This is a genomic window from Arthrobacter alpinus (assembly GCF_001294625.1).
Lineage (GTDB): Bacteria > Actinomycetota > Actinomycetes > Actinomycetales > Micrococcaceae > Specibacter > Specibacter alpinus_A.
Genome location: NZ_CP012677.1, coordinates 366,933 through 392,903, shown reverse-complemented (window position 1 = coordinate 392,903; position 25,971 = coordinate 366,933). Strand labels below are relative to the sequence as shown.

Sequence of the window (25,971 nt, the reverse complement as noted above, 5' to 3'; positions counted from 1 at the left end):
ATCATGCAGCGCAAAATTGGTATTCTCTTGCTCGTGGGACTTCTATCAGGGTTGCTCGGTGCCTGTGGCTCTAGTAGTCCACAGAAAGCCGGGGACACTTTTGTTGCCGACGCCACAGCCGCCTTGGAGGCCACGCCCGACGTCGTTACCAGCAAGGTGCGTTACACGGACCCGGGCGGCATGGGCGCCGTCATCAATGTTCGGGTGACGGCTGATCCGGCTGCGGACCTTGAAAGCGTTCTGGCCGGCTCCTTGCGGGCCGTTTCAGGTGCCTCAGGATCGCTGAAGTCGGTGAGTAAAGTCGAGTTCTACGTTTTCCCCGAAGGTGACGAGGAAAACGGTATCCGCCCGAACGTACTGGGCCTGCCGCAATCCCCCACCGTTGAAGAAATTCGCAACTATTCAAAGTAAGTTGGTCCCTGCTACTGGACGATGTACCCCGCAGCGCGCAACCAAGGGCAGCGCCAAGACCCGGAATGCCGGTTCCGTGGACGGGAGCATCTAGGCGGAGGCAGGTACGGCATCCCATGAGCCTGTCATGAGGGCATCATTGAAGGCATTCGCCCTTGCCGCCGTCGACCACAAGGACCTCAACCCGCGGATGGGTATTTCCTTTCAGGTCACCGAGTTGGGCCGGGAAAACACCATCAATCCTACGGCGGTCGGCATGCCACAACGGCCCACGATCCCCGAAATCACTGATTTTACCGGCGATAACTAGCCCACGCGGCCCGGGTGCGTGTAGACGTTTAGCGTGTTGCCGCGGCTGAACCCCACGAGCGTCACACCGGCTTCCTGAGCCAGTTCAACGGCCAGAGACGACGGCGCACTCACGGCCGCAAGCATCGGTACCCCTGCCATCGCGGCCTTTTGGACGAGCTCGAACGAGGCCCGACCCGACACCTGCAAGATAGTTTTGCCCAGGGGTAGCTGCCGGTCCCGGAACGCGGCGCCGACCACCTTGTCCACCGCATTGTGACGGCCCACATCCTCGCGCAGTGAGAGCAGTTCCCCGTCAGGGGCAAACAGGCCGGCCGCGTGCACACCCCCTGTTTTGTCAAAGAGTTTCTGCTGCTCACGCAGCGTGTCCGGCAGGGCTGCCAGCACGGCAGCGGAAACAAACGGCTCGTCAACGGCCGCGGATCGGGTGAAGTGCGAGGACTTACGCACGGCATCGATAGATGCCGTGCCGCAGATGCCGCACGCGCTGGAGGTGGTCACGTGGCGGTGGGCTGCCGGCAACGGCATGGCGACATCGGGACGCAGCTGCGCCTCCACCACGTTGAAGGTTTGCTGGCCGTTTTCGTCCTCGCCCGCGCAAAACCTCAGCGAGATCAGCTGCTCAGGCTCAAAGATGATGCCCTCCGACACCAAAAAACCCGCGACCAGGTCAAAGTCATCACCCGGGGTACGCATGGTGACGCTGAATGAGTCGTGCCCCAACCGGACTTCTAACGGTTCCTCTACAGCCAAGGACTCTTCGCGCACTACGCGTCGGCCCCCGGTGATGTCAATCCTGGTTGCCTTGACCCGCTGAACAAGCCGTCCCATACAATCCTCTCAAAAAAGCGAACACGTCTATGATCAGAGTAGATCCTCAACGGCGAAGGGACCCATTTTGGCTGGCAAGGCGCCCCAAGAAAACATCGACGAGCAGCAACTTTCGGTTGGCAGAGTGCAAAAGAAGGCGGTGGGAATCCCCGGTATTATGCACGCCATGGAAATCTCCCTGACGCAGATGGGCCCCGTCCGTACGGCCCAGACCTTGCTGAAGATCAACCAGAAAGACGGCTTTGACTGCCCCGGCTGTGCCTGGCCCGAGAACGACAAAAGGCACAAGGCCGAATTCTGTGAAAACGGGGCCAAGGCGGTGGCCGAGGAAGCCACTAAAAGGCGGGTGCCGCCGTCGTTCTTTGCAGAACACAGCGTCAGCGAACTGCGTGAATGGGACGATTTCCGGCTCGGCCAGCAGGGCCGGCTGACCGACCCGATGTATCTGGCCGAGGGCAGCGACCACTATGTTCCCGTCTCATGGGAGCGTGCCCTGGAAATCCTTGCCGACGAGCTCAAGGCCCTGAAAAACCCCGACGAGGCCATCTTTTACACCTCGGGGCGCACCTCCAACGAGGCGGCGTTCCTGTACCAGCTCATGGTGCGCGGGCTGGGCACGAACAACCTGCCAGACTGCTCCAACATGTGCCATGAATCCAGCGGTTCGGCGCTCACCGAGACCATCGGCATCGGCAAGGGCTCGGTGTCGCTGGAGGACATCTACCAGTCGGAGCTGATCCTGATCGCGGGCCAAAACCCGGGAACCAACCACCCGCGCATGCTCACAGCGCTGGAGAAGGCCAAGAAGAACGGTGCCGTCATTGTCGCCATCAACCCGCTGCCGGAGGCCGGGCTGATGCGTTTTGAAAACCCGCAAACGGTTCGCGGGCTGGTGGGCGGCGGCTCGGCGCTGGCGGATGACTTCCTGCAGATCAAGCTTGGCGGGGACCAGGCACTGTTCCAGGGACTGGGCAAGTTCCTGCTCGAGGAGCAGCGCCGTCCGGGGTCCCCCACCGAAGGCCGCGTGTTTGACTCGGCCTTCATCGAAACGCACACCACGGGTCTGGGCGAATACCTGACACAGCTGGAGGCCGTCAGCTGGTCCGAAATCGTCACCGCCACGGGCCTGAGCGAGGCGCAAATCCGCGCCACAGGCCTGCGGCTCCTGGCATCCAAAGCAACCGTGGTCTGCTGGGCCATGGGACTGACACAGCACAAGCACTCCGTGGCCATGCTGCGCGATGTGGTCAACGTGCTGCTGCTGCAGGGAAACATCGGCAAGCCCGGCGCCGGCGTGTGCCCGGTCCGCGGCCACTCGAACGTGCAGGGCGACCGCACCATGGGCATCTTCGAGCGCATGCCCGCAAGCTTCCACGACGCCCTCGATAAGGAATTCAAGTTCGCCTCCCCCCGCCCCGACGGCTTCGACACGGTGGCCGCGATCGAGGCCATGCGCGACGGCAAGGCGGGCGTATTTCTAGGCATGGGCGGGAACTTCGTCCGCGCCACCCCCGACTCGGATGTCACCGAGGCTGCGCTTGGCCGGCTTTCCCTGACAGCGCAAATCTCCACCAAATTGAACAAGTCGCACCTGATCACCGGCCGGACGGCGCTGATCCTGCCCACCTTGGGCCGCACCGAGCGCGACACCCAGGCGGGTGGGGACCAGCGCGTCACGGTCGAGGACTCCATGAGCGCCGTGCACGCCTCGCGCGGCCGGCTGGCCCCGGCGTCACAGAACCTACTCTCCGAGGTGGCGATCGTGTGCGCTCTCGCCACACGGCTCTTTGAAACGGACGACGGCGGCACCCGCCCGGGTGCCCCCGTCGCCGACTGGTCTGCCATGAACGCCGACTACAGCCTGATCCGTAAGCACATTGCTGCCGTCGTCCCCGGCTTCGAGGACTTTGAGGCCAAAATCGATGTGCCCGGCGGTTTCGTCCTGCCGCACGGCCCGCGTGATTCGCGCTCCTTTTCGACCGATTCGGGGCTGGCCCATTTCACGGCCAATGAAATGGAGTACCCGAAGGTGCCGAAGGGACGGCTGCTGCTGCAGACGTTGCGCTCCCACGACCAGTACAACACCACCATCTACGGCAAGGACGACCGCTACCGCGGCATCAAGAACGGGCGCCGTGTGGTGTTTGTGAACCAAAAGGATCTTGATTCCTTCGGCATCGCAGACGGCACCATGGTGGACCTAGTCTCCGAATGGAAGGACGGCGTGGACCGCCGGGCACCTAACTTCCGGGTGGTGGCGTACTCCACTCCCGTAGGCTGCGCCGCCGCCTACTACCCGGAAACCAACGTCCTGGTCCCGTTGGACTCCAAGGCCGACGTCAGCGGCACACCAACCTCCAAGTCCGTGGTGATCCGGCTCGAGCCAGTCGCGTAGCCGGCGGGTCAACTTGTCGGGACCAAGGCTCCGATGAGGCCGAACAGGTCCTTGGGATCGTCGGGGTTCGCCACTAGGTCGATCTCGTCATAGAAACCTGTGCCATCGACGCAGTCCCGGACGTAGCGCAGCGCGGAGAAGTCCTCAATCGCGAAGCCGACAGAGTCAAAAATCGTCACCTGATCCTCCGAGGTGCGCCCGGCAGCCTGACAAATCAGCACCCGCCAGAACTCGGTGACGGCAAAACTGGCCGGCATCTGCTGAGTTTCCCCTTCGATGCGGGTTTGCGGATCAAACTCGACAAAAACGTCCCCGCGACGAAGGATCTCGGGGTCCAGTTCTGTCTTGCCGGGCAATCCCCGCAGATGGCATTGAGGTGCTTGCCCGGCCCCAATAAATCGGCGGTGAGAATGGTGGCCTTGGACTTGTCTGCTGTGCAGGTGGTGACGAGGTCGGCTCCCCTGACAGCGTCGGCGCCGGAATGTGCCACAGTGATGTCGAAGCCGAGTGGGCGCATATGGTTGGCAAACTTCTCCATAGCAGCCGGGACGGTATCCCAAACGGTGAGTTTTTCGATGCCCAGGACGCCTCGTAACGCCAGCGCCTGGAACTCGGATTGGCTGCCGGTACCGATGAGGGCCAGATGTTCAGAATTTGTCCGTGTCAGTTTCTTGGCCACCATGGCCGATATTGCCGCCGTGCGGATTCGAGGGGTGCCCGTTCACGTACTTAACCCCATAAGTGTCACGGTCACTGGCGGGCATCAGTTCAATCACGCCGAAGGGACTGTGGCTGGCGACGCGGGGAGTTTTCTCGAATTCCTCCCAGCGGCGGAAATCGTCTTCCAGGTAGGCCACCATTTGGGCCATGATGGTTTAGTGCCCGCGGGAAGCCACCCAGCCAATCATGTCTTCACATCTACAAAACGCGTCATGGTCTCTCCTCGATCTTGTTTTCCTTCACTCTACGAGGCGGCGATTTGCATGTTCAATGGTCAAAATACCAACATTTAGCGCAAGAATAACGCAGAATGCACCCTACGTCAGTACACTGTTTCCCTGGCTGCCTTGGATGATCGTGATCGCGCACTCCTGTCGGCACTGCGCGAAAATGGCCGGGAACCCGTGGCGAGCCTGGCCAGGCGCCTTGACGTTTCCCGGGCAAGGATGAACAGCAGGCTGGAACGCCTGCTCACCTCCGGGACCGTGGTGGGATTCTCCGTGCGCGTGCGCGACGAACTGGACCCGCCGACCATCCGGGCCGTTTCGCTCCTTGCCGTGGAGGGCAGTGACACGGATCGGGTGATCAGTGAGCTCAAGGGCCTGCCGGAAATACGGGCAGTTCACACCACCAACGGCGGCTGGGACCTGGCGGCCGAGCCGGGTACCCAAACCCTGGCCGACTTTGGCCTGGTGCTGGGGAAAATCCGCTCCATACCGGGCATCGTCAACAGCGAGACGAGCCTGCTGCTCAGCTCTGTGCTGCGCTAACAGGACCTGGTGTCCTGCGCTGGTCACGGTTCCGGCACTTCAGGCAGCGGGCCAGTCACCGGCCTTGAGCCAGCGCAGTGTTTGCTCCCAAAAGGTGCGCCGGAAACGGCTGTGAAACAACGCGAAGTGTCCCAGCGAGGACTCCCCGTACTGTTCGGGGCGCAGGTGGATGATGCGGACGGCACTGTTGGGCGTGTAGGCCACGGCCCGTTCTATGGCGGCGATGGTGGCGTAGGAGTCGTCGGTGCTGGCCAGTGCCAGAATCGGCGCCGTGACACGGGCAAGGCTCGCCAACAGGGCCGCACGCTGGTCGCCGGTGGTCGCCGTCGTAAAGTCCTTGCGACTGCGTGCCCAATCAACGGCCACACCGCCGGGCAGATCTTCCATCAAGCCCAGGCGTTTGGCGGGAAAGTAGCCGCAAGCTCCCACCAGCGGCACAGCAACCGCAGCCTGGGCGCAGTGCCTCACTTGGTCCTTGAACCGCAGGTCCCGCCAATACGCGTGCTGCGCGCCCACCGTGAGGATGCGTTGCACCTGGCTTGCGTGGGGTGCCAGACCAACCCCGAAACCGCCGAAGCTGTGCCCCACCAGGTGCACAGGGAGCCCGGCGGAACGCTCCAGCGCCCACGTCAGCGCCGCGTCAATGTCCAGGGTTCCCCATTCGTACCAGCGCACTTTTTGTCCACGCAGGGAGCCGCCGACGGAGGCCCCAATGCCCCGGTAGTCAAAGGTGACGGCGTCGAATCCGTGCGCTGCCAGGAACGCCGCGTAGCGGTGGTAGTAGCTGGCCTTCACCGCAGTGGCACAGGCGATGACCACGGTGCCGAGCCGTTCGACGCCGTCGGGTACGGCGAATAGCTCTCCGCCCAGCACCCGCCCGTCGGAGCAGCGGATGCTCAAACCCAAGGTAGGGCCACCGCCGTAAGTGTCTCGCCCATTTTGGCGCCGTGCGGGGGCACCACCATCACGCCGTCGGCCGCCGCCAGGCCGCGCATCATGGCCGAATCCGTGTAGGCGCAGGGCGAGGCCAGCCCATAAACCAGCCGGTACGGCATGAGTCTGGTGGGCCCGTGGTATTCCTTGATGGGCGAGCCGCACGCAACCTCAAAGGTGACTGGAACGGGCAAGGTTCCGAGCCTGGCCAGCAACGGGGCGCCTACGATCAGCAGCCCGATCATGGCGGCCAGCGGGTTGCCGGGCAGCCCCACGAGGAACCTGCCGTCGGGCAGCTCCGCCAGCAAGGTGGGGTGGCCGGGGCGCATGGCAATGGAACTGACGTGCAGTTTGGCCCCCATGTGCGTCAGAGCCCGGCGCAAGAAATCCGCGCGTGAGTGCCCCGTGGCGCCGGTGGTGATGACGACGTCCGCCGGTTCGGTTTCGGTGTCCTGGAGCGCGGCGAGCATGCCGGGTAGGGTGTCCGGCGCCCGTTGCAGTGCGACGACGGCCCCCCCTAACATTTCCACCACGCCTCCGAGCTGGGGTGAGAACGCGTCACGGACGCGGCCGGGGGCCGGAATGCCGCTGGAGACCACCTCGTCGCCAGTGAACACCAGCGACACCGTGGGCCGTCCGAACACCGGGAGCCGGTCGTGGCCGCCTAGGGCCGCCAAGGCGACGTGGGCGGGGTTGAGCATGGTGCCGGCCTTGATCAAGAGTTCCTCGTCTGCCGCCTCCTCGCTGGCGGGGCGGATGTGCTGGCCGTTCCGCGGCTCCCCGGGGCTGGCTGCGCCGCTGCGTACCAGCACCGGCAGGCCTTCGTCGTCTGTGGAAATTTCCCCAGACTCGGCCCGCAGGACTGCCTTGGCCCCGGCAGGGACCAGGCCGCCGGTGACGATGGGCGCCGCCTGTCCGGCCGTGAGGCGGCGGCCGGGTTCGGCAAGGATCCATGGCGGGCTCCCTGCGACGGCCCAGCCGTCCATGGCCGAGGAGGCGTAGTGCGGCATGTTGTGCAGGGCCAGCACGTCCGCGCCCAGTTTCCGGCCGCCCGCCTGCGCCAACGGCACGCTGTTCACCGGAAGCGGCGCGGCCACGGCATAGGCCAGCGCCCGGGCTTCCTCCCAGGTATGGGCAAGCACGCGCGGCTCGGGATTCCCTGGCGCCATGGCGGTCTACTCGGCCGCAGGGGCCTGCGCCGCTGCCAGCTTCTTGGCCAGGCCGAGTGCCGCCGCCATGGCACCAGCCTCGGACGCCTGCCCTGACCCTGCGGCGAGGCCGGCGGCCAGCCCGGCCACGAAGGTGGTCAGCGGGGCCGCGGGGCGCACAATCGAATGTGCTGCCACGCCGGCCAGATTCAACACCGCGTGCACGTCAACGTCAATGTCGGCGATCTCGAAGGCGTCCAGCAGCTTGTCCAGCCATGCTTGCAAGACCTCGTCTTGGTTCTCCATTTAAAGCCCTTTCGCATGAAGCTGTTTCACAAAGCTATTTCACGTCCGGAACGGCGATGCCGTGACTCCGGGCGTCATTGAAGGTGTCAATGTCCGCCGTCAAGCCTGCAAGGACGGCGCATTCCCTCAACTTCACAGTAGCAAGCAAGGAGAAGACAGAAGCGTTTTGCAGCCGGTGCGCCTCCCGCGCCTCCGCAATGGCCTCGTTCAGCGGCGCCACGGGGTAGATGGCGGCCAGCGGCTGCCAGCGTCCCCCGTCCACGGCTATGACGCCTTCAAGGGGCCCGCACCCGGCCACTGCCTGCTCCAGCCATTGCGCCAACGCACCAGCGTGCACCATGTCGCATGCCAGAACCAGGACATGCCCCTGAGTAGCACCGAGGGCCTGCAGACCCGCGGCGATTCCCGCTGCCGGGCCAGCAAAGGGAGGATCTTCTTGGAGAATGTGCAGTCCGGGGCGGTGTGCGCACCCTGCCAACCAGGTTTCCATTCCCTGAGCGGGCCCGACGACGGCGATGCTGGCGTCCGCGGCGCTGCCAGTTGCTCCGGTGCCGGCTCCGGCGCCAGTGACCGCGGAAGCAGCATCCACCGTCCGGGACAGGAGCGTTGCACCGTCCACCATCAGGCCTGCCTTGGGTACCCCGCCCAGCCTCCGGGAGCGGCCACCGGCAAGGATCACCGCCAGCATCGTTGCTCTTTCCACGCGTTCATAACTCTTATCGTAGTGCGAGTCCACAGGCCGTTGGCCGGGCCACGGCTACCCTAAAGTTGAATGTGCACTCACTGCATATTTACAGGCACTGTAAATATGCTGACGGTGTCGCCGCGGATTGGCGACCAGAGTCAGGAGATGATGGCGGCATGAGCGTCCCGGTGCAGGAAGAGACATTTCGTGCGCGAAAGCGCACGGCAGCACTTCTTGCCATCCGGACCGCCGCCATCGAGCTGGGCCTGACGAATGGCTATGAAAATGTCACGGTTGAGATGATCTGTGACGCCAGCATGATTTCCCAACGCACCTTCTTCAACTACTTCGGGTCCAAGGAAGGCGCGTTCATCACCGCCGGCAAGAGCATGCCCTCCCCCGAGCGGGTCCGCGGGTTTGTTGAGGGCACCGGGTCCAGCGTGTTTGGCGATCTGTTCAGCCTGATCGCCGAAACCATGGTGGATGGGGATCCAGGTGTGGCCCTCGTCCGTGCCCGCCACCAACTCATCCAACAAACCCCCGAGTTGTTGAACCGGGAAAAGGCACGGATCAGCGAGACCGCGGAAACCTTTGTGGGCTATGTGATGGACCGCTACCATTTCCAGGGCCGCGATCTCTCAACCACACCCGACCTTGAGGACGAGGCCCGCATGATAGTGGCCCTCGTGTCGGGTGCCATGCGCTACGCCATGCAAAAGTGGGTGGCCGGAAACTTCGCTGCCACGCGCGAGGAGCTGGTGCGCAGCGTGTCGGCGCTCATCCAGCGCGTCACCGCGAACGAGCACTGGCCGTAAAGGGCACCGGCGCACATGCCCGCGCCAGCGCGCCGTCGTACGCCTCCGCACCCCTTCTCAGCGGCATCCTCACTCTAGGACCTCCCATGTCAATAACAACCGCAATACCACCAAACCCCGGCGTCACCACGAAGCGCAGCATCTTGCTGGTGTTCGCCGGGCTGATCGTGACCATGCTTCTTGCCTCGCTGGACCAAACAATCTTTAGTACGGCACTGCCCACCATCGTGGGCCAGTTGCACGGTGTGGATGAGATGCTCTGGGTCATCACCATTTACATCCTGGCCTCAACCATCATGCTGCCCATCTACGGAAAACTGGGCGACCTGATGGGCCGCAAAGGCATCTTCATTACCGCCATCTCCGTCTTCATCCTCGGCTCGATTGTCGGTGGCCTGGCCCAGGACATGACCTGGCTGATCATCGGCCGTGGCGTCCAGGGGCTCGGTGGTGGAGGTTTGATGCTGCTCTCGCAGGCAATTATTGCCGACGTCGTCCCCGCTAGGGAGCGTGGGCGTTACATGGGCATCATGGGCGGCGTCTTTGCCCTGTCCTCGGTGGCAGGCCCGCTGCTAGGCGGCTGGTTCACCGATGGCATTGGCTGGCGTTGGGGCCTGTGGATGAACGTTCCGCTGGGTATCCTGGCCATCATTTCGGCGGTGTTCTTCCTGAAATTGCCCAAGCGCGCCCGCCCGGAAGGCCGGGTGGATGTGGCAGGCATGGCGCTACTGGGCATCACCTCCACCCTCTTGGTGCTGGTCAGCACCTGGGGCGGTACCAAGTACAGCTGGGGCTCCCCCACCATCTTGGCCATGGGAGTGGGTACCGTTGCATGCGCGGGCGCCTTCATCTGGGTGGAGCACAAAGCCGATCTTCCCATCATGTCCTTGCACCTGTTCAAGGATCGCAACTTCAACCTGACCACGGCGGCGGCTCTAATCACCGGGATCGCCATGTTTGGCACGCTGGCCTACCTGCCCACGTACCTTCAAATGGTGACCGGCGCCAACGCCACCCAAGCCGGGCTGCTCATGATCCCGATGATGGCCGGACTGCTTGTCACCTCCATCGCCTCGGGACAGCTGGTGAGCAAGACAGGGCGGTACAAGTGGCTTCCCATCACCGGGATGTTCATCGTGGCCGGGGCGCTGGTGCTGCTCTCGTCCATGACGGCGGCCATGCCGGTCTGGCTCATTTGCGCCTACCTTGCCATCATGGGCGTCGGCTTGGGCATGAGCATGCAAATCCTGGTGCTCATTGTCCAGAACCAGTTCCCCAATTCCCAGGTGGGCATGGCCACCGCCTCCAGCAACTACTTCCGCCAGATTGGCGCATCCCTGGGTGCCGCCGTCGTCGGCAGCCTCTTTGCAACACGGCTGACCACCCTCTTGATGGAACGGCTGCCCGCCACCGGCGCAAGCGGATCAGGTGGATCCAACTCCCTCACCCCCGAGCTTGTGCGAGAACTGCCCGCTGCCGTACGGAACATCGTGGTGGGCGCCTACAACGACGCCCTGACACCGATCTTCATCTACATGGTGCCGTTGCTGTTGTTGGCGGGGATCCTGCTGTTCTTCATCAAGGAGATCCCGCTGGCCACCACCATTGAGTCAGCGGGCGCAGATACCTCCGGCACCAAGGCGCACAAAACCGGCCGTTGAGCCCGCTCCTTCCGCCTCGGCGGCAACTTCGCCGCGGGCCAGCCTCTAGAAAGACGCGTCCTTAATCGTTAAAAAGCTAAGGACCCCATCAATGATGGGGTCCTTGCTTGCAAAGATTTGTTGCTTAGTGACCCATCGCAATGAAAACGGGACCCGAGCCGATGTTTGCGGAGAAGATGGCAGTCATGCCGCCACCCCATCCACCGTGTACGGCCTGGCCGTTGCCAATGTAAACAGCGATGTGGGCCAGGCCCATGCCGCCATCTGCGTAGTAGATCAAGTCTCCGGGCTGGGCTTCAGCCGCGGAAACCGTGCGACCCAAGGACAGGTAACCTGCCGGCCAGCCGTGGTAGTTGATGCCTGCAGCTGCCAAGGAGTTGCTGGCCAAGGCCGTGCAATCCTGTGCAACACCGAGCTGAGCCAAAGCTGCCGCTGCAATGGTTGCACCGATGCCGCTCTGGACTACAGGGGCGGCAACTGCCGGAGTCTCTACACTGGTGACCTTCGGAGCAGTTGTCTTCGCGGCAGGCGCTGCGACAACTTCATTACTCTTAGCTGCAACTACGGGTGCCTCAACAACAGGGGCGGGCGTAGAGGAGACGACGGGAGTGGCGAAGGAGATCGTCACCGTGGATGCCGCCGTTACAGCGGAGGCAAGCTCCGTGTTCAGGCTGAGCGTGGTTCCACCGTCGGAGGCGCGCTCCACGGTGGGGGTTGCTGCATTTGCTGCAATACCTGATGTAAGAACGAGACCTGATGCCGCGGCAATCACTGCTGCTTGACGCCCCACACCACCGACGTTGGAGCTGACGGCTTTTGCGATGGCGGACATCGGGCTGGTCCGAACAACCTCGGCGCGATGGCGCCCAAGGGTAGTGTTTGAAGACAAGAAGGATCCTCTCCCAAAGCCTGCGAGGTAAGCTGTCGGATTCGGATGGGAGTCACCCGGCCGCTCCGCATTCCCTTGAAGAAGCTTCTCCTCATGAATGCTTTGCGGCTTCACCCCAAGGACTTCAAGATACAAAGCCCGTTATTGGTTCCCCCGTCTCTGCCAGACGATTGTTACGAACGGACCATGAGCAGTGGCAGAGCTAAGCAATCTACTCGTGGGCGCCAACTTGATTCGAAGTAAGCGCGATTACGACGGTACAACAGTTTTTTGCCAATGTCACGTTCAGGTCACGGTCAGGTCTCTAAGTTGTGACCTGGCTCCCCGTGTGGAGGGATTAAAGCCAGCCCTTGGGGTCGACTGTCTCGTCATCGACGATTACCTCAAAGTGCAGGTGGCAGCCGGTGGAGGCGCCTGTGGTGCCGCTGAGCGCCACCTGGTCGCCACGCTGAAGCTTTTGTCCAACCTTGACACCAATGGAGCTCAGGTGGTTGTAAGAGGTGGAGAGGCCGTTGCCATGATCGATGACCACCCTGTTGCCGCCACCGTATGAGTGCCATCCGGCAAAAGTTACCGTGCCGCTGGCTGCGGCAAAGACGGCTGTGGAGCACTGGACGGCAAAGTCCTGCCCCGTATGCACTTCGCCGGCCGCGCCGGTGAGCGGGTTGATGCGGGCACCAAACGGCGAGGACTCCACGAGAGTCTTCAACGGGGCGGACAGTGTGCCTTTGGCTGCTTGGGCGGTGACGTTGGAGGCCTTGACCTTGAGCGTCTCGCGCAGCTGGCCGTCCTGGTTCAACACGCTGCCAAGGGCAGGAGTTGTGAAGGAAATGGGAATGTCTGCGCCGGCGGAAACCACGATTTCCGCCGTGGCCGCCGAGCTAAGGTCTGTGCTGGCCAGGGACATGCCAGTGGCAGAGGGAACAGTCACCGCCAGGGCCAGGCCCGTTGCGGCGAGTGCTATGCCTACTTTTTGGCCGGCACCGTTGGCAAGCCCTGCCCGCAGCAACTGGCTCAGGCCAGCCTGGGAGCTTGCGCTTGAGCGCTCGGCGGCGAGGGCGTCACGGCGGCTGCCCACAAACGGGACAAGCTCGTGACTAGTTGGCTCGGTCGCCCGACGGCGTCCGTGCTGCTTAACCTCTGACACTAAATACCTCTCTTTGGGACACCTGCGGAGTTAGCTGTCGGATTCGGATCAGAGAGTGCAACTTTTGATCCGGCCCGGGCCCTGTGCACACGGGCGCCCCAGGCGCAAGCAACTGCCTGCGACTTGAGCATTTGTGCGTTACGAGACCGGGCTTCACCCCAAGGCGAACTGTTTAGTTCGCCGTTTTATGGTTCCCCCGTCCTTGCCTGAACGTGTATCAATCCATCTCCTGAAGGCAAGGCTCAGTGTCAGAAGGTGGTAACGCTTTGGTTACAGCGCCAGCTTGTTACTATACGGTAAAAGACCCCGTCGTAATAATTCCGTTACATATGGAAGCAGTTCGGGCACCCCACTACCCGCCAAAATTCAGGGGTTACGCCATAGAGACGAACACATGGGATGCGACTTCCGGAGGCAGCTCCAGCGCCCCGTCAATTCCGGGCACCCGGACCGAAATGTACTCGCCCACCTGGGCCAGGGAGATTTTGGCACCGGGGCGCAACCCGCCTTCATCGAGCTGGGTCAACAGCTCCGGTTCCACTTGGATCCGCTCCGACAAACGGTGAATTGTCACTGATTGCTCCGGGGAATAGGTGGCCATGGCATCGACGAGTGTGACAAGGCCGGCAGCGAACACGGGAGCGGCCCGCCCGCCCAGTTCTTCCAACCCGGGGATGGGGTTGCCGTAAGGGGATTCCTCGGGGCGTCCCAACAGGTCAAACAAACGTTGTTCCACACGCTCGCTCATGACGTGTTCCCACCGGCATGCTTCTTCGTGAACATAGGCCCAGTCCAGGCCAATGACGTCCGAGAGTAGACGCTCTGCCAGCCGGTGCTTGCGCATGACACGGGTAGCCTTGCTGCGCCCCGCCGGTGTGAGTTCCAGATGGCGGTCACCGGAAACAATGACCAGGCCGTCGCGTTCCATCCGCCCGATGGTCTGCGAGACGGTGGGGCCGGAGTGATGTAAACGTTCTGCGATGCGCGCACGCAAGGCAACAATGTTCTCTTCTTCCAACTCAAGAATGGTTCGCAGATACATTTCCGTCGTGTCGATAAGATCTGTCACGGCAGATTCCTCCTGATGTTGAGCGAGATTCCGGGGCGGACTTTACCCCTACGTTACCGTGCTTAATACAAGGGATGAAAACACCTCCTTGTTACCAATCCGGAAAAGTGGCCGGATTGTTTCAGCATGCGGCCCGCGTTTTCGATGTTCGCGGGTTTACGGCAGAATTGACAACAGCCATTGGCGCCTTAAACTTCCATCGCATACTTTTTGGAGATATTTGTGAGCGAATCCACACCCCTCACCATCCCTGCCAATCTTCGCCCGGTCGACGGCCGTTTTGGCGCGGGGCCATCGAAGGTCCGACCGGAGCAGATGGCAGCTTTGTCCGCCGCTGGTGCGTCCCTACTGGGGACCTCGCACCGCCAGGCACCCGTGAAAAACCTGGTGGGCGAGGTGCGTAGCGGCCTGTCGGATTTCTTCGCGGCACCGGACGGCTATGAAGTCATCATGGGCGTTGGCGGTTCCACCGCGTTTTGGGACGTAGCCTCCTTCGGTCTCGTGGAGAAGAAAGCCCAGCACCTTTCCTTTGGTGAGTTTGGCTCCAAGTTTGCCTCCGCCACGAACAACGCGCCGTTCCTTGAGGCGTCCTCCATCATCAAGTCGGCCCCGGGCACGCGCCCCGTTTCCACTGCGGAAGCCGGGGTCGATGTATACGCCTGGCCGCAGAATGAGACGTCCACCGGTGTTGCCGCTCCCGTCAGGCGTGTTGCCGGGGTCGACGACGGCGCCCTGGTGCTCGTGGACGCCACCTCGGCAGCTGGCGGCCTCCACGTGGACGTGGGTGAGGCAGACGTGTATTACTTTGCCCCTCAAAAAAACTTTGCCTCCGATGGCGGACTTTGGCTTGGCTTGTTCTCTCCCGCCGCGCTGGAGCGGGCTGCACGGATCGCCGCCACCGACCGCTGGGTTCCGGACTTCCTGAACCTTAAGACCGCCATCGATAACTCGCTGCTGAACCAGACGTACAACACCCCAGCGCTCTCCACCCTGGTGACGCTCAACGAGCAGGTCAAGTGGCTCAACGCCAGCGGCGGCCTCGACTTCGCCTCCCAGCGCACCGCCGACTCCGCAGGGCGCCTGTATTCCTGGGCCGAGGCCTCACCGGTCGCCACCCCGTTTGTGGTTGACCCTCAGGACCGCTCCAACGTGATCGTCACCATCGATTTTGATGACTCCGTGGACGCCGCCGCCGTTTCCAAGGTGCTGCGTGCCAACGGGATTCTCGATACCGAGCCGTACCGGAAGCTGGGCCGCAACCAGTTGCGCATCGCCACCTTCGTCGCCATTGAGCCCGACGACGTCACGGCACTGACCAAGTGCATCGACTACGTCATCGAAAACCTCTAAGCAGCCCTCGAAGCCACAAAAAAGGCGACTCCCAACTTTGGGAGTCGCCTTTTTCGTGGCTTGGGTTCTTATCGGGCCGGCCCGGGCCATTCACGGCAGAGATGGCCGTCAGTTGGCCGGTTCTTCCCAGAAGGAGTCGAGCAGCTCCTGGTTCGAATAGTGCCCCCGCACCTCGCGTATCAATCCTGCCTCAACACGCATGAGCTGGCACCCGGTGATGTCCAAGACTCGTCCACCAAACGCACCGGTTGCGTGTTGGATGGCCACCACATACCGCTCACCCACCGCGACGTCGAGCAGCTCCGCCCGGAAGGTCCCTCCGGAAAGCGGCGCCAGCTTGAGTAGAAATTCGTCCCTGATCGCGGCCCAGCCAACATGGTCACCGGAAATCGGGCTTTTGCCGGGCAAATGCCACAGCGCATCTGCGGCGAAACAGCCCTCCGCTTTGTCCATGTCACGTTCGGCAATGGACTCGTAGAATTTCCGCACCACGTCAACTGCAGCCTCATCCATGTGCACATACTGTTCTTGGCTGCGGCCAGTGTCAATTGTTATCTGCCGTCCTCCCCGAACGTACGAAAAAAGGCGACTCCCAACTGTGGGAGTCGCCTTTTTTCGTGCGTTGGGTTCTCATCGCGGCCGGGCCGGCGGTAGGTCAGTCGTCGGACTCGGCCTCGACGGGCTCGACCACGTCGGACTCGGCCTCGACGGGCTCGACCGCTGCGGCGTCTTCGGGGCGCACGCGCTCAGCCCACGGGACCCACGGCGGGGCCAGCACCGAATCATTGGTCGGCAGCATGCCCACCTCGTTGACGGTGGCGTCCTTAGAGCGTGAGAGGCGTGTGAGGGTGGCAAACCACTGCCATCCCACATAGCCGGGGAGCTTGCATTCGAAGAGATGCGTGACGCATCTGACGCCTTCGCTGCGGACCCCCACATGCTTGCCAATGTTCTGGTCGGTGGCAATCTCCTGCACGGCGGCAAGTGCCGTGGCGGTTGCGTCGGCCAGGAAAGCGTCAGGCTTGCCCACCCGCCAGACGGGCACGCCCGGGCGCGGCGCGAGACCTGCCACCTTCTCGCTTGAAGTGGCAGGTTCCGTGGGAAGTTCGGTCATCGTGGGCACCGTTATGCGTCGAAGTTGTCGGCGACCTTGCGCAACGCGGCGGCAATCTTGCTCGCGTCACCATCCGGGTATTTGCCGTTGGTCAGTGAGCCTATGGAGTGTTCCAGCAAGGACACCACGTCCTGCACAATGGGTGCCAGGTCCCGGGCGGGCATCCGTTTGGCCTTGGCCACTGAGGGGCTGCGGTCCAAGATCTTTGCGGCCATGGCTTGGGCGCCCTTGCGGCCATCCGCGACACCGAACTCCATGCGCATGCCGGGCTTGATTTCCCCGGTGTCAGCCGCCAGCGCGTTGGCGCGCAGGAAAACTTCACGACCGTCGTCGGCAGTCAAAATGCCGAAGCCTTTTTCGTTGTCGTACCACTTAACTTTGCCGATCGGCACTTGCGTTACCTCGTCTGTTTCATCAGTGCGGAACCACGCCTGCGCCCTGCGCGAGCAATACTCGCCGTACCGGTGCGCTGTGAAAGGGGCGGCAGGTACTTCTCAGGCACATGGCGTGCTGGTCATTTACCTCTAAGGTTAGCGTGTTTGTGAAACTTCCCGCCGCTTTGTGGCGCCCCCGTCCCCTGTTAGCGTTATGGTATGAGCCAGCATCCCTCCACCTTCTCTGCCAGCGACCGCTTCTGGCAGCTTTTCAACTACGCTGCCATGGCCTTGGCATTGATCGCGCTTGTGGCCTTGATCATCGTTTTGATCAGCAAATGGGCCGGCGGTACTCCCTGGCCTGGGTTCAACTGGGTTGCCATGATCGCCCTGCCCGCAGCGTTTTTGATGATGGGCGGCAGCGTGCTGCATTCTGTGGCACGGCGCCGGAGGCTCTAGTGGCGCCGTAACCAAATCTCGTGTCCACCCACGCGCTCTCGAGGGGCCACCTTGCCGCCCGAACCGACCAGCGGCTGCGTCAGTTGCTGGTGAGCGGCCGGGCTGATGGACCCGTCCGTGCCGGATTTCGCCGCGCTGGCGGCCCGAGCCACCAGCCGGGCCGGCTCCGAGTCCGCCCTGGAGCTGCTAAATCTGCCGCACCTGCAGGTGTTCCCGGCGTTGCAGCGCCTGCATGAACAAGCCCCCGACTGCCACGGCCTGGCCGCCACCGCCTCGACCCTCCCGGGCGCGACTCCGTTCACCGTTGCGGACCTTCTCGCCGAGCTGGGTGAGCTGGCTTTTTTGTGATCGTTCGCTGTCGTTAGTTGCCGATGACAAGGATACTCGCGGCGGCTTCGATGATGTCGTCTGTGATGGTTTCGAGTTGGTTGATTTTGAGGATGCGGGCAATTTGAGGAAAGTGTCGTTCGAGTACGCGGAAGTTGCCGCGCATGACTCGTTCGATCGCTGCGATTGCTTGTGCATCGGTGAAGTCGTCGGCATCGAGCGTACGACCCAGTCGCTTCCAATGTCGATCGAGGACAAAGAGGAGTTCTTCACGACAGAGTGCGCGGTATCGGTGGGAAAATCCGACACGGCTGTAGAGCTGTGGGTAGTGACGGAATCGTTAGTCTATTCCGGGCAGTCCAATGAGGATTATAGCTAAGTGTGTCCGGCCATGTTCGTCGCGGAGGAGTTCCAGGGCTGTAGTTGTGAGTCGTTCTGCTTCGTCAATGATCAGTAGCTCGACCAGTCCGGTGATGCCGTTCATTATGCGGGGGGGTGGTCGTTCCTGTGGATATGCGCGTCGATGCATCCACCGATTCTGACCTGGTATCGGTTTATCTCGTCCATGAGCATCTTGGGACGGCAGAGCACTTCTGGCGCGTAGAAGACCGTTCGGGATCTGTTCGCCAGGGCGTAAAGCTTTTCCCTATACTCGCCGTGGCAGATTCCAATGGTCTTTTCTTTCCTCACGGCATTGGCGAACTCAGTGATGCGGCGGTGTTCTTTGGTGACGATGAAGGTCTGGTTCATCATTCATCCTCTTCATAGGTGCGCAGGCACCGCCCGCGGCGTGTGGGTTCAGTGGTGCGTGGTTCTTCACGTTCGGTGATTGAGGGAATGCGGTCGTTGATGTTGCGGCAGAGATCTTTTCGGCGTGCTCGGCGTGCCGTTTCTGTGTCACGGCGGCTGAGTCGGAGATTAGGGTGCGGCACCATAGGGAGTCAAATGCGGGGTGGTGTTGTGTGCCTATGCGGAGAGGTCCTCGCGCCGTGATTCCCAGCGTCGCAGCAACAAGGCGACCAAGACAGCAGCGGCGATTCCAATCACCGTGAAAATGACTCGCTCAAAGGTTAGCTCGAATCCGCGATCGATGTCTCCGAGGGAGGCGAAGATCAACAGCATCGGTGTCAAAGCCAAAGCTTGCATGAGGTATGCACCTCCCATGGAATACCAAACCATGAAGAACAGGCACAGTACAGCCACTATGACTGCGCCCCAGACGGGTAGGAACAACACGGCCAGCAAGGCGATAATGGCCCCCAGTAAGGTGCCGATGAGGCGTCCGTTGAGGGTCTCGCGCCGCTGATTAGCCAATGGCCGCAGGGCCATCAGGACGGTCACCGCGACCCAGTACCCATGTGGGATGCTGTTGGCCAAGGCCCAGTACATGATCGCGGCACACAATAGGCCTACCGCGATGCCATGCTCCAACGCGGTGCGTTTTTCAACGGGAAGTGTTGGGGCCTGGAACTTGAGTAGCCGGGTGATGAGGGCTCCTGCCAACCCTCCGGCAAGAATCCACAGCACCGCGGACCACCAGGGGAGGTTGATGGGGCCGGGGCCAAAGAGGATCACCATGACGGGAGTCAGCGAGAGCAGTCCGGCAGAGCGCTGGTTGGTTGCTGCAGAGAGGATCGCAGAGACGAACATGAGTACGGCGATGGCCCAGGGCGTTGAACCTGCCAAGGAAGCCAACCCGCCAAGTGCGGCACCAACGATCACCAGTAGTGCTGCCTGGCGCGGCTTGCTGACGGGAGTAACCGCCATCCCAAGACCCATGGCCAGCCCGAATCCCATGCTGGCCGAGGCCCCTCCGAGCACGCTGACGATGACGGACGGAATCATGATGGCCACTAAGAGCTTGAGCGTTGTCGGCAGGGTCCCCGGTTGGGGACGGCTAAAAATCACCATGGCGTCATTGCCTTTGCATGGGTTGGCGGGAAGCAGGAGCACCCACTCACAGCGCACGGATGGCTGAAAAGATCAGCCTAATACCTACGATACCGTCGGGAAGTCACCCCGCACCCACGCTGGAGCATCATTATCCTCATGGCAGGAATCGCCCCGAATATCCACGGCGTCTGCTACACCCGCAAGATGCGTGTAGGTTGCCTAGGCTGTTGGTCACGCCTGTCCGCACCGTCGCATGCGGTCGGGGCACGCTGTTTCCATCGAGGCCAACAACCGAATCCAACCTACATACTCAGGGAATTTTTCTCACCATTGCCTGGGCCGCCTTGACATCCTTGCACCGTTACTGGGTCACCACGAACACGTGGCACAACCATCTACCAGCTCGGGCACCCGTTCACCGGCTGCGGCCTCGGACTTGTCCCTTATTTTTGATGTTGGAACTCGACGGCGGGATTGGCATCGAGGTCTGTAGCGGTGCCCTCTGTTCCACAACCACACAGAGCCAAGTCCTTGCCGAACCATACATTGGCAAGGCCTCCCGCACCGATACCGCTGTCCAGCATGAACAACACCAAACCACCAAAGTTACAATCCGCCGGTCTACTACGGATCCCCAAAGTTTGGGGTGCGACATTTAGCGTCGAAAACCACAGCACTCGCCATAGATATAGCACAAGTGTACTTTTATCTTGAGTTGGTGGCCATGGCGAAACTCATCTCCCGCAGTACGGACCGCTGCGCCGCTGGTTCCCGCTGGGCGGCCACAGCCGAGGACTGGCTGTCGCTAGGCCGGACCGAACAATGGGCATTTCTTGTCAAGTCCTGGCTCCTGAGCGACAGGCTTGCCGCCGGGGCTGGCGCAGACTCCCCTGCCCACGGTGCCTTGGTGCCTTGGTGCCTTGGTGCCTTGGTGCCAGACGTTACACAGCCGGGCCTAGCCGCCCTGCGCCGAGCTTGTTTGCAGGCCCTAGCCTCCGCAGGCCACCAGCTCGCAGGCCAGGCGTTCGCCTCCACACCTGATCAGGTGCAGCAGTATTTCTCGTGGACGCAGCACCGCCGTTCATGAGGACCGGTGGGTCAGGCATTGACGCTGCTGGAAAGCACACTGCCGGCAGCGGTGGATCATTTTCTGCTCCGAGGTGACCTCACAGCGGTGGCGCCCGGATATTTGCTTCCCGAACTTGCCGCTGAACTGGCGTTGCTGGCCCACCCCGAGGGCCGGGGCATGGCTGCGGTGTTTCGTTTCAGCGCTGCATCCTTGAACCGGGTCCTGGCGGTCGGATACACCGCCGACGGCATCCTGGGGTTCTTGACCCGCCACGCTAGCACCCCGGTCCCGCCAGGCCTGCACTACCTGAACCAGGATTGCGCCCCAGTCAACGCCCCAGCCAACGCCGCCCGGCAACGGCCCACGGAACAGCAGGGGCCACGCTCCTGGGCGCGGCAGGCGGCGGGCCAAGCAGCGTGCTGGAGGGGCGGCTGCGGGCCATGGAAGTGGCAGGCGGTGCCGAAAGAACTTCTCGTTTGGCCCAGGTGATGGCCGTGGAATCGATGGCCGGCAAGGAGGAATCACCTTGAACGACGGACCGTTGAGCGTTCAAAGCGACAAGACCATTCTCTTGGGGGTCGGACACGGGCAGGCTGCGGAGGCGCGCCACGCCATCGCCGCGTTTGCCGCGCTGGAGCGCGCCGGAGCACATGCACAGCTACCGGATTACACCGCTTGGGCTGTGGAATGCGCGGGCAGCCGGGATCGACACCGAACAGGTTCTGGACACCTTGCTGAGCTATTCGCGCTTTCCGGTGCCACACCCCTTACTCATTGACATTGCCGAGATCATGTTCCGCTACGGGCGTTTGCGGTTGGAAAAGGACCCTGTCCACGGGCTCGTTCTGCGCAGCACCGACCGTGCCGTGTTGGAGGAGGTATCCCGGGCGAAAAGGATCGGGCCCTTGCTGGGCCCGCGAATCGACCAGCTAACCGTGACCGTACAGGCTTCCGCCCGTGGAACCTTGAAGCAACTCTTGCTCAAGGCGGGCTGGCCGGCGGAAGACCTGGCCGCGTACGTGGACGGTAGGCCGCACGCCATAGCCCTAAATTCCGGGGACGTCGACGCTCCCGGCAACGCATGGTCGCTGCGACCCTTCCAAAACCAGGCAGTGGTGAACTTCTGGGCCGCCGGCTCCGGCGTCGTGGTTTTGCCCTGCCGCACGGGGAAAACGCTGGTGGGCGCCGCGGCGGGGTGTATCCGCATCTGTACTTGCTCAATGACAACGACTGGGGCTGATCATCTACGACGAGGTGCACCTGCTCCCGGCCCCCGCCTTTCGCATGAGCGCGGATCTGGCCGACCGCCGTCGCCTCGGTTTGACCGCCACTTTGGTGCGCGAGGACGGCCGCGAAAGGGAGGTCTTCTCCCTGATCGGCCCCAAACGCTACGATGCGCCGTGGAAGGACATTCAGGCCCAGGGGTATATTGCGCCTGCGGATTGTGTTGAGGCGCGCATTGACCTGCCGCGGCATGAGCGGCTGGCTTATGCATTGGCGGACGACGTCGAAAAGTACCGTTTGTGTGCCTCGTCGCTCAGTAAGTCCGTGGTGGCCGAGCGCTGGGTGGCAGCCCACGCCGGCGAACAAATACTGGCCATTGGGCAGTTCATCGACCCGCTGGAGGAGTTGGCTGCGCGCGTGGGCGCCCCTCTGATCAAGGGCACCACCCCGGTCAAGGAACGCGAGCGGCTCTTTGACGAATTCCGCCGCGGCCTGATTCCCACCTTGGTGGTTTCTAAGGTGACCAACTTTTCCATCGACCTCCCGGAAGCCTCGGTAGCCATCCAGGTCTCGGGGTCCTTTGGGTTCCGGCAAGAGGCGGCGCAGCGGCTGGGCAGGTTGATGCGCCCGAAGGCGGATGGCCGCAGCGCCCGGTTCTACGCGCTGGTGGCCCGGGACACCGTGGATGCCGCGGATATTCCTGCCGCCACTGGGGAGCATGAAGAGTAGAATCTGGTGCCACAGGCAATTGTAGAGCTTGCGTGGAGGCGTCATGGTTTTCGAAGAGTCAGTGGCAGCACATTACGGGCGCATCGATGCGGGGGCGCAACTGCTGGGCATGCTCCGGAGAGAGGGCAAGGACCCCGAGCATTTTGTTCCCGCAGACCTCCACGGTGCCGACCAGCTCCACATTGGAGGTCCGGGCGCCACCGCACGGCTGGCCGAACGGGCAGGCATTGGCTCCGGGATCCGGGTGCTGGACATCGGCTCCGGGATGGGCGGTGTGGCCAGGCACCTGGCCCACGAATACGGCGTCGAGGTTCACGGCGTGGACCTGACGCCCGAGTTCGTGGAACTTTCCCGGTCCCTGACACAGCGCTCCGGACTGGCGGGGTCCGTGACCTTCAGCCAGGGAAGCGCCCTGACCCTGCCACTCGAGGACAGCTCCTTTGACACCGCAGTGATCATTCATGTGGGCATGAACATCCGCGACAAGGACCAGGTCTTTGCTGAGGCCTCCCGGGTGCTGCGCCCCGGCGGTGTCATCGCCTTGTACGACATCATGGTCTTGGGCGGGGAGCCCGAGGACTACCCGCTGCCGTGGGCCAACACCGCCGAGATGTCTTTTGTGCAGCCACCGCTGGCTTACAGTGATGCGCTGGCCCAGGCCGGCTTCGAGGTGGACCTGGAATCCAAGACGGTGCAGGAGGGGATTGACTTCATTGACCGGGCCATAAATGCCGGTCCGGGCCGTGGCGGGCCTGTGGGTGTTGACGCCGCGGCGTTGGGCAATCTGCGCACCGCGTTCCAGGCCGGCATCCTGGGCCCAGTGGAGATTTACGCGCACCTGCCCGGCTAGAACACGATCCGTAGACGCGCCAGCTTGTCCACCTGTGCCGGGCTTGCCGAGACAGCCAAAACCTCAGTATCCGGTTCCCTCCCGGAGAGGCGCCGGCATAAGTCGAGCCCGACGGCGGTGGCTAGGGAAGGCCGGCCGGGGCGGCCCAGCTGCCAGGATCCGCAGATTTCGCCTGTCAGTTCCACCTCCAGCCCGGGTCCGGCGCCCCATTGAATTGAGGCGTCGGCCATGATTTGCTCCACCACCATGGCCTCCATGTCGCTGACGGGGCGCGGGTGTCCGGTGGTGCGGGCCAAATCTATGCCGTGCATCCATGCGTCGCGCAGGTAGATCACGTTGTACAGATATCCCAGCCGCAGTGGCGAATTTCCTGGTGCCATGGTCTTGTCCACCGGAATGTGCGCCAGCACTTTAGGGAACCTCTCCACGCGCTTTGCGAGCTTGGGAATGTTTGCCCGGTAGTTCAGGGCGAGATCCTGCGTCGACTTCTGGGCATGGCTGTCAATTTGCACCTGATTGGCGGCATCTAGCAGCGAAAGGCCGGGATAGCGCCGTTTGCCGGTTCGCCGCCGACGCAGCGCGGTGGGAACGCTCATCCCGTCCTCTTGGGCGCCCAGCAGGTGGGCCGCTATGTCACGGACGCTCCAGCCGGTGCACTCGGTGGACAGCTCCCAATCCGTTTCACCTATCCCGTCCAAAAGGTCCGCGATCCCGCTCATGATCGAACCATAGCCTGCGGCTGCGCGCTGACGCTCAGTGGAAAGTGAAATTGGGGATTCTTGCACGCTCTTCATGGTGTTCTCGCTTAGTAGGCATAGTGCTTGAGCCACATGGCCATGGCCGGGTCCAGCAGCCGGGCATACCGCCCCGACTGTGCACCGGCCAGTGGTTCGTTGGCCAATTGTTGGGAGACGACGCCGGAGATCACGCAGGTGAGCAACAGTATGGCGTCGTTGCTTGCGGCTGCCGGGCGCAGGCGCCCCCGTTCGACGGCAAACTCCAAAAGCTCGCGCATGTCCGACATCAAGCCAAGGCTGGGCGCATAGGCGCGATCGGAGGGCTCAAATCCAGGAACGGGCCGCCAGATCAGCAGCTGCGCGGACACTTGATTGGTCAGCGACCACTCTACGTAGGCGGCGGCGCCGGCCCTCAGTGCCGCAATCGGGTCGCCAGCGGGAGGGATGCTTGCGGCCGTTTGAACAGAAGCACGCAAGGACGTGGCGCCTTGTTCAAAGAGCGCGTCGTAGAGTGCCTTCTTGGAGGGGAAGTACTCATAGAGCGACGGCGGTTTCATGCCCACACTGCGGGCTACAGCGGACAGCGACATGCCCGCCACGCCGTCCCTCTCCATCATACTCAGGGCCGCTGTGCGGATCTAATCCACTGTGGCGGCCCGGTGCACCGTACGCCGGTCCCGCGCCGCCTGCCCGTACTGCACTGTGCTCATACCCCAGTGTGCGCCTAACATCGTTAGGAAAACAAGAAGGTATTAGGCATAATTTTCGTGGTTTACACCAGCACGGCTTTCAATGAGTCAAGTGCCTCGCGCAGAGGCGGCAGCTCGGGGTGCCAGGCGCGCTCCCACTCGAGCGAAACCCACGGGTCACGATCGCCTCCGGAAATCTCACGCACCAACTCCTGCATCTGCAAGAGCGGCAACTGCCCAAGGCCTGGCAGGGACAGCGTCACGTTGTTGGTGCCTGTGATCCGTGTGCCGTCCTTGTACTGGGCATACGCCAGGGAATCCGCCAGCAGCCCGGCCGTCACATCAGGAGCCTCGTCGTGGCGCCACGGGTGCATGAGGTCCCAAATGACCCGCACGGGCGCGCCGGGGTCCACATGGGCAAGGATGCGCACAATATCGGCGCCGCGGGGGTGCGAGTCGTGGGTTTCCAAGGACAGGACCACCCCGCGCTCCACGGCCCGGGCGGCCGCTACATTCAGCCGTGCCGCGCCTCGTCGATCCGCGGCTGCCAGCTCATCACTCAGGGGTGTCCCCGGGAGGTGCGGCGCCAGACCCGCACCGGGAAAGACCCGCACATGGGCGGCCCCAAGGTCTGCGGCAAGGTCGACGGCGGTCAGCAAGTGCGCAAGCACGCCGTCGTCCACGCCGTACCCGGCAGCGTTGTCGCCGTCCCCGGCTGCGGGGGCGCACACCCGGACATAGCTGGCTAGTGCCAGCACGCTCACGCCGGCGTCGGCGAGCTCCTTGCGAACCGCCCGGCGCTGCTGGGCGCCCATTCCCGTGTGGACGAATTCCCCGTCGGCTGCCCGCAGCTCCACGCCGGTGGCGCCAGTGGCGTGTGCAAGTGCCAGGACCTGCTCCAATGAGTCTCCGGGGCAACCCAAGGTGGAAAATGCCAAGCGCATGGACATGCCTTTCCTGGTCAACGAATGTCCCTCCACAGTAGTGCGGAAACCGCTTTCCAGCAATGTAGCGGTTCGTCCACTTATCCTTTATTCCTCTCCTGCAAAGATGGTATTTATAGAGGT

The 25,971-nt window shown here is 62.7% G+C and carries 27 protein-coding genes, 3 pseudogenes and 2 riboswitches; of the genes and pseudogenes, 13 read left to right on the top strand and 17 right to left on the bottom strand.

Going from position 1 to position 25,971, the window contains the following annotated elements; translation table 11 throughout:
* Window positions 1-3: 3 nt before the first annotated feature.
* Entirely contained in the window at window positions 4-411 is a 408-nt protein-coding gene (locus AOC05_RS01660) for a hypothetical protein (protein ID WP_062005121.1), read from the top strand.
* Between the two features lie 127 nt (window positions 412-538).
* Window positions 539-721, top strand: a complete 183-nt coding sequence (locus AOC05_RS01655; protein WP_062005120.1) for a hypothetical protein — start codon at window positions 539-541, stop codon at window positions 719-721.
* Here the strand turns inward: AOC05_RS01655 and fdhD are convergent.
* Window positions 718-1,551, bottom strand: a complete 834-nt coding sequence (fdhD, locus tag AOC05_RS01650; protein ID WP_062005118.1) for a formate dehydrogenase accessory sulfurtransferase FdhD — start codon at window positions 1,549-1,551, stop codon at window positions 718-720. The two genes, AOC05_RS01655 and fdhD, sit on opposite strands and share 4 nt — an antisense overlap.
* Window positions 1,552-1,618: 67 nt before the next feature.
* Here fdhD and AOC05_RS01645 point away from each other — a divergent pair, with 67 nt between their 5' ends.
* On the top strand, window positions 1,619-3,946 hold the full coding sequence (locus AOC05_RS01645) for an FdhF/YdeP family oxidoreductase (RefSeq protein ID WP_062005116.1): 2,328 nt from the start codon (window positions 1,619-1,621) through the stop codon (window positions 3,944-3,946).
* Between the two features lie 8 nt (window positions 3,947-3,954).
* Here the strand turns inward: AOC05_RS01645 and AOC05_RS01640 are convergent.
* A pseudogene (locus AOC05_RS01640) lies at window positions 3,955-4,806 on the bottom strand (ornithine cyclodeaminase).
* A gap of 207 nt (window positions 4,807-5,013) precedes the next feature.
* On the opposite strand from AOC05_RS01640, the gene AOC05_RS01635 reads away from it, so the two are divergent.
* Window positions 5,014-5,436 (top strand): Lrp/AsnC family transcriptional regulator, encoded by a 423-nt coding sequence (locus AOC05_RS01635; protein WP_082357682.1) that lies wholly within the window; start codon window positions 5,014-5,016, stop codon window positions 5,434-5,436.
* A 39-nt stretch (window positions 5,437-5,475) separates the two neighbouring features.
* On the opposite strand, the gene AOC05_RS01630 is transcribed toward AOC05_RS01635, so the two are convergent.
* The 4 genes from AOC05_RS01630 to mobA are packed head-to-tail and all read right to left on the bottom strand — an operon-like array spanning window position 5,476 to window position 8,526.
* On the bottom strand, window positions 5,476-6,342 hold the full coding sequence (locus tag AOC05_RS01630; RefSeq protein ID WP_082357681.1) for an alpha/beta fold hydrolase: 867 nt from the start codon (window positions 6,340-6,342) through the stop codon (window positions 5,476-5,478).
* Window positions 6,333-7,538, bottom strand: a complete 1,206-nt coding sequence (locus AOC05_RS01625) for a molybdopterin molybdotransferase MoeA (RefSeq protein ID WP_082357680.1) — start codon at window positions 7,536-7,538, stop codon at window positions 6,333-6,335. Before AOC05_RS01625 ends, AOC05_RS01630 begins: the two co-directional genes overlap by 10 nt.
* A 6-nt stretch (window positions 7,539-7,544) precedes the next feature.
* The gene (locus AOC05_RS19975; protein ID WP_062005110.1) at window positions 7,545-7,823 is read right to left on the bottom strand and encodes a DUF6457 domain-containing protein; all 279 of its coding nucleotides are present in this window, start codon (window positions 7,821-7,823) and stop codon (window positions 7,545-7,547) included.
* Between the two features lie 34 nt (window positions 7,824-7,857).
* Window positions 7,858-8,526 carry a molybdenum cofactor guanylyltransferase gene (gene mobA / locus AOC05_RS01615; RefSeq protein WP_230085495.1) on the bottom strand — a complete coding sequence of 223 codons (669 nt, stop codon included), beginning with the start codon at window positions 8,524-8,526 and terminating at the stop codon, window positions 7,858-7,860.
* A gap of 158 nt (window positions 8,527-8,684) precedes the next feature.
* Here mobA and AOC05_RS01610 point away from each other — a divergent pair, with 158 nt between their 5' ends.
* Window positions 8,685-9,323, top strand: a complete 639-nt coding sequence (locus tag AOC05_RS01610; protein ID WP_062005106.1) for a TetR/AcrR family transcriptional regulator — start codon at window positions 8,685-8,687, stop codon at window positions 9,321-9,323.
* Between the two features lie 86 nt (window positions 9,324-9,409).
* Entirely contained in the window at window positions 9,410-10,984 is a 1,575-nt protein-coding gene (locus AOC05_RS01605) for an MDR family MFS transporter (protein ID WP_062005104.1), read from the top strand.
* Between the two features lie 124 nt (window positions 10,985-11,108).
* On the opposite strand, the gene AOC05_RS01600 is transcribed toward AOC05_RS01605, so the two are convergent.
* The 3 genes from AOC05_RS01600 to AOC05_RS01590 form a co-directional block, all read right to left on the bottom strand.
* A complete protein-coding gene (locus AOC05_RS01600; RefSeq protein WP_062005102.1) occupies window positions 11,109-11,873 on the bottom strand; it encodes an NlpC/P60 family protein in 765 nt (254 codons plus the stop codon).
* A 3-nt stretch (window positions 11,874-11,876) separates the two neighbouring features.
* Window positions 11,877-12,055: riboswitch (cyclic di-AMP (ydaO/yuaA leader) on the bottom strand.
* A 155-nt stretch (window positions 12,056-12,210) separates the two neighbouring features.
* Window positions 12,211-13,020, bottom strand: a complete 810-nt coding sequence (locus tag AOC05_RS01595) for a M23 family metallopeptidase (RefSeq protein WP_269464995.1) — start codon at window positions 13,018-13,020, stop codon at window positions 12,211-12,213.
* A 2-nt stretch (window positions 13,021-13,022) separates the two neighbouring features.
* A riboswitch (cyclic di-AMP (ydaO/yuaA leader) is annotated at window positions 13,023-13,253 on the bottom strand.
* 140 nt (window positions 13,254-13,393) lie between these two features.
* Window positions 13,394-14,089, bottom strand: a complete 696-nt coding sequence (locus tag AOC05_RS01590; protein WP_062005098.1) for a metal-dependent transcriptional regulator — start codon at window positions 14,087-14,089, stop codon at window positions 13,394-13,396.
* A 222-nt stretch (window positions 14,090-14,311) separates the two neighbouring features.
* On the opposite strand from AOC05_RS01590, the gene serC reads away from it, so the two are divergent.
* The gene (gene serC, locus AOC05_RS01585; RefSeq protein ID WP_062005096.1) at window positions 14,312-15,439 is read left to right on the top strand and encodes a phosphoserine transaminase; all 1,128 of its coding nucleotides are present in this window, start codon (window positions 14,312-14,314) and stop codon (window positions 15,437-15,439) included.
* 108 nt (window positions 15,440-15,547) lie between these two features.
* Here the strand turns inward: serC and AOC05_RS01580 are convergent, their stop codons facing one another.
* The 3 genes from AOC05_RS01580 to AOC05_RS01570 all read right to left on the bottom strand — a co-directional run bounded on the left by AOC05_RS01580 (window position 15,548) and on the right by AOC05_RS01570 (window position 16,945).
* The gene (locus AOC05_RS01580) at window positions 15,548-15,952 is read right to left on the bottom strand and encodes a nuclear transport factor 2 family protein (protein WP_062005094.1); all 405 of its coding nucleotides are present in this window, start codon (window positions 15,950-15,952) and stop codon (window positions 15,548-15,550) included.
* Window positions 15,953-16,094: 142 nt separating this feature from the next.
* On the bottom strand, window positions 16,095-16,553 hold the full coding sequence (locus AOC05_RS01575; RefSeq protein ID WP_062005092.1) for a DUF3027 domain-containing protein: 459 nt from the start codon (window positions 16,551-16,553) through the stop codon (window positions 16,095-16,097).
* 11 nt (window positions 16,554-16,564) lie between these two features.
* Window positions 16,565-16,945: a cold-shock protein gene (locus AOC05_RS01570; protein ID WP_062005090.1), complete on the bottom strand. Its 381-nt coding sequence runs from the start codon at window positions 16,943-16,945 to the stop codon at window positions 16,565-16,567.
* A 201-nt stretch (window positions 16,946-17,146) separates the two neighbouring features.
* Here AOC05_RS01570 and AOC05_RS01565 point away from each other — a divergent pair, with 201 nt between their 5' ends.
* Window positions 17,147-17,386, top strand: a complete 240-nt coding sequence (locus AOC05_RS01565) for a hypothetical protein (protein ID WP_062005088.1) — start codon at window positions 17,147-17,149, stop codon at window positions 17,384-17,386.
* A gap of 117 nt (window positions 17,387-17,503) precedes the next feature.
* Entirely contained in the window at window positions 17,504-17,734 is a 231-nt protein-coding gene (locus AOC05_RS01560; protein ID WP_062005086.1) for a hypothetical protein, read from the top strand.
* A gap of 13 nt (window positions 17,735-17,747) precedes the next feature.
* Here AOC05_RS01560 and AOC05_RS20670 read toward each other — a convergent pair.
* Both AOC05_RS20670 and AOC05_RS01550 read right to left on the bottom strand, forming a co-directional pair.
* Window positions 17,748-18,343 (bottom strand): annotated as a pseudogene (locus AOC05_RS20670) (AAA family ATPase).
* Window positions 18,344-18,679: 336 nt separating this feature from the next.
* Complete coding sequence (locus AOC05_RS01550; RefSeq protein ID WP_062005084.1) at window positions 18,680-19,624, bottom strand: FUSC family protein; 945 nt, start codon at window positions 19,622-19,624, stop codon at window positions 18,680-18,682.
* Between the two features lie 679 nt (window positions 19,625-20,303).
* On the opposite strand from AOC05_RS01550, the gene AOC05_RS01545 reads away from it, so the two are divergent.
* The 4 genes and pseudogenes from AOC05_RS01545 (at window position 20,304) to AOC05_RS01525 (ending at window position 23,478) form a co-directional block, all read left to right on the top strand.
* Window positions 20,304-20,693 carry a hypothetical protein gene (locus AOC05_RS01545; RefSeq protein ID WP_062005081.1) on the top strand — a complete coding sequence of 130 codons (390 nt, stop codon included), beginning with the start codon at window positions 20,304-20,306 and terminating at the stop codon, window positions 20,691-20,693.
* A gap of 6 nt (window positions 20,694-20,699) precedes the next feature.
* Window positions 20,700-21,164 carry a helicase-associated domain-containing protein gene (locus AOC05_RS01540; RefSeq protein WP_062005079.1) on the top strand — a complete coding sequence of 155 codons (465 nt, stop codon included), beginning with the start codon at window positions 20,700-20,702 and terminating at the stop codon, window positions 21,162-21,164.
* 37 nt (window positions 21,165-21,201) lie between these two features.
* Window positions 21,202-22,586, top strand: a pseudogene (locus AOC05_RS18680) (DEAD/DEAH box helicase); the annotation flags it as partial.
* 85 nt (window positions 22,587-22,671) lie between these two features.
* Window positions 22,672-23,478: a class I SAM-dependent methyltransferase gene (locus AOC05_RS01525; RefSeq protein WP_062005073.1), complete on the top strand. Its 807-nt coding sequence runs from the start codon at window positions 22,672-22,674 to the stop codon at window positions 23,476-23,478.
* On the opposite strand, the gene AOC05_RS01520 is transcribed toward AOC05_RS01525, so the two are convergent.
* The 3 genes from AOC05_RS01520 to AOC05_RS01510 all read right to left on the bottom strand — a co-directional run bounded on the left by AOC05_RS01520 (window position 23,475) and on the right by AOC05_RS01510 (window position 25,848).
* Window positions 23,475-24,272 (bottom strand): maleylpyruvate isomerase family mycothiol-dependent enzyme, encoded by a 798-nt coding sequence (locus AOC05_RS01520; RefSeq protein ID WP_082357679.1) that lies wholly within the window; start codon window positions 24,270-24,272, stop codon window positions 23,475-23,477. The genes AOC05_RS01525 and AOC05_RS01520 overlap by 4 nt on opposite strands.
* 11 nt (window positions 24,273-24,283) lie before the next feature.
* A complete protein-coding gene (locus tag AOC05_RS01515) occupies window positions 24,284-24,805 on the bottom strand; it encodes a TetR/AcrR family transcriptional regulator (RefSeq protein ID WP_231687212.1) in 522 nt (173 codons plus the stop codon).
* Window positions 24,806-24,987: 182 nt separating this feature from the next.
* Entirely contained in the window at window positions 24,988-25,848 is an 861-nt protein-coding gene (locus AOC05_RS01510) for a sugar phosphate isomerase/epimerase family protein (protein WP_082358095.1), read from the bottom strand.
* Window positions 25,849-25,971 lie beyond the last annotated feature (123 nt).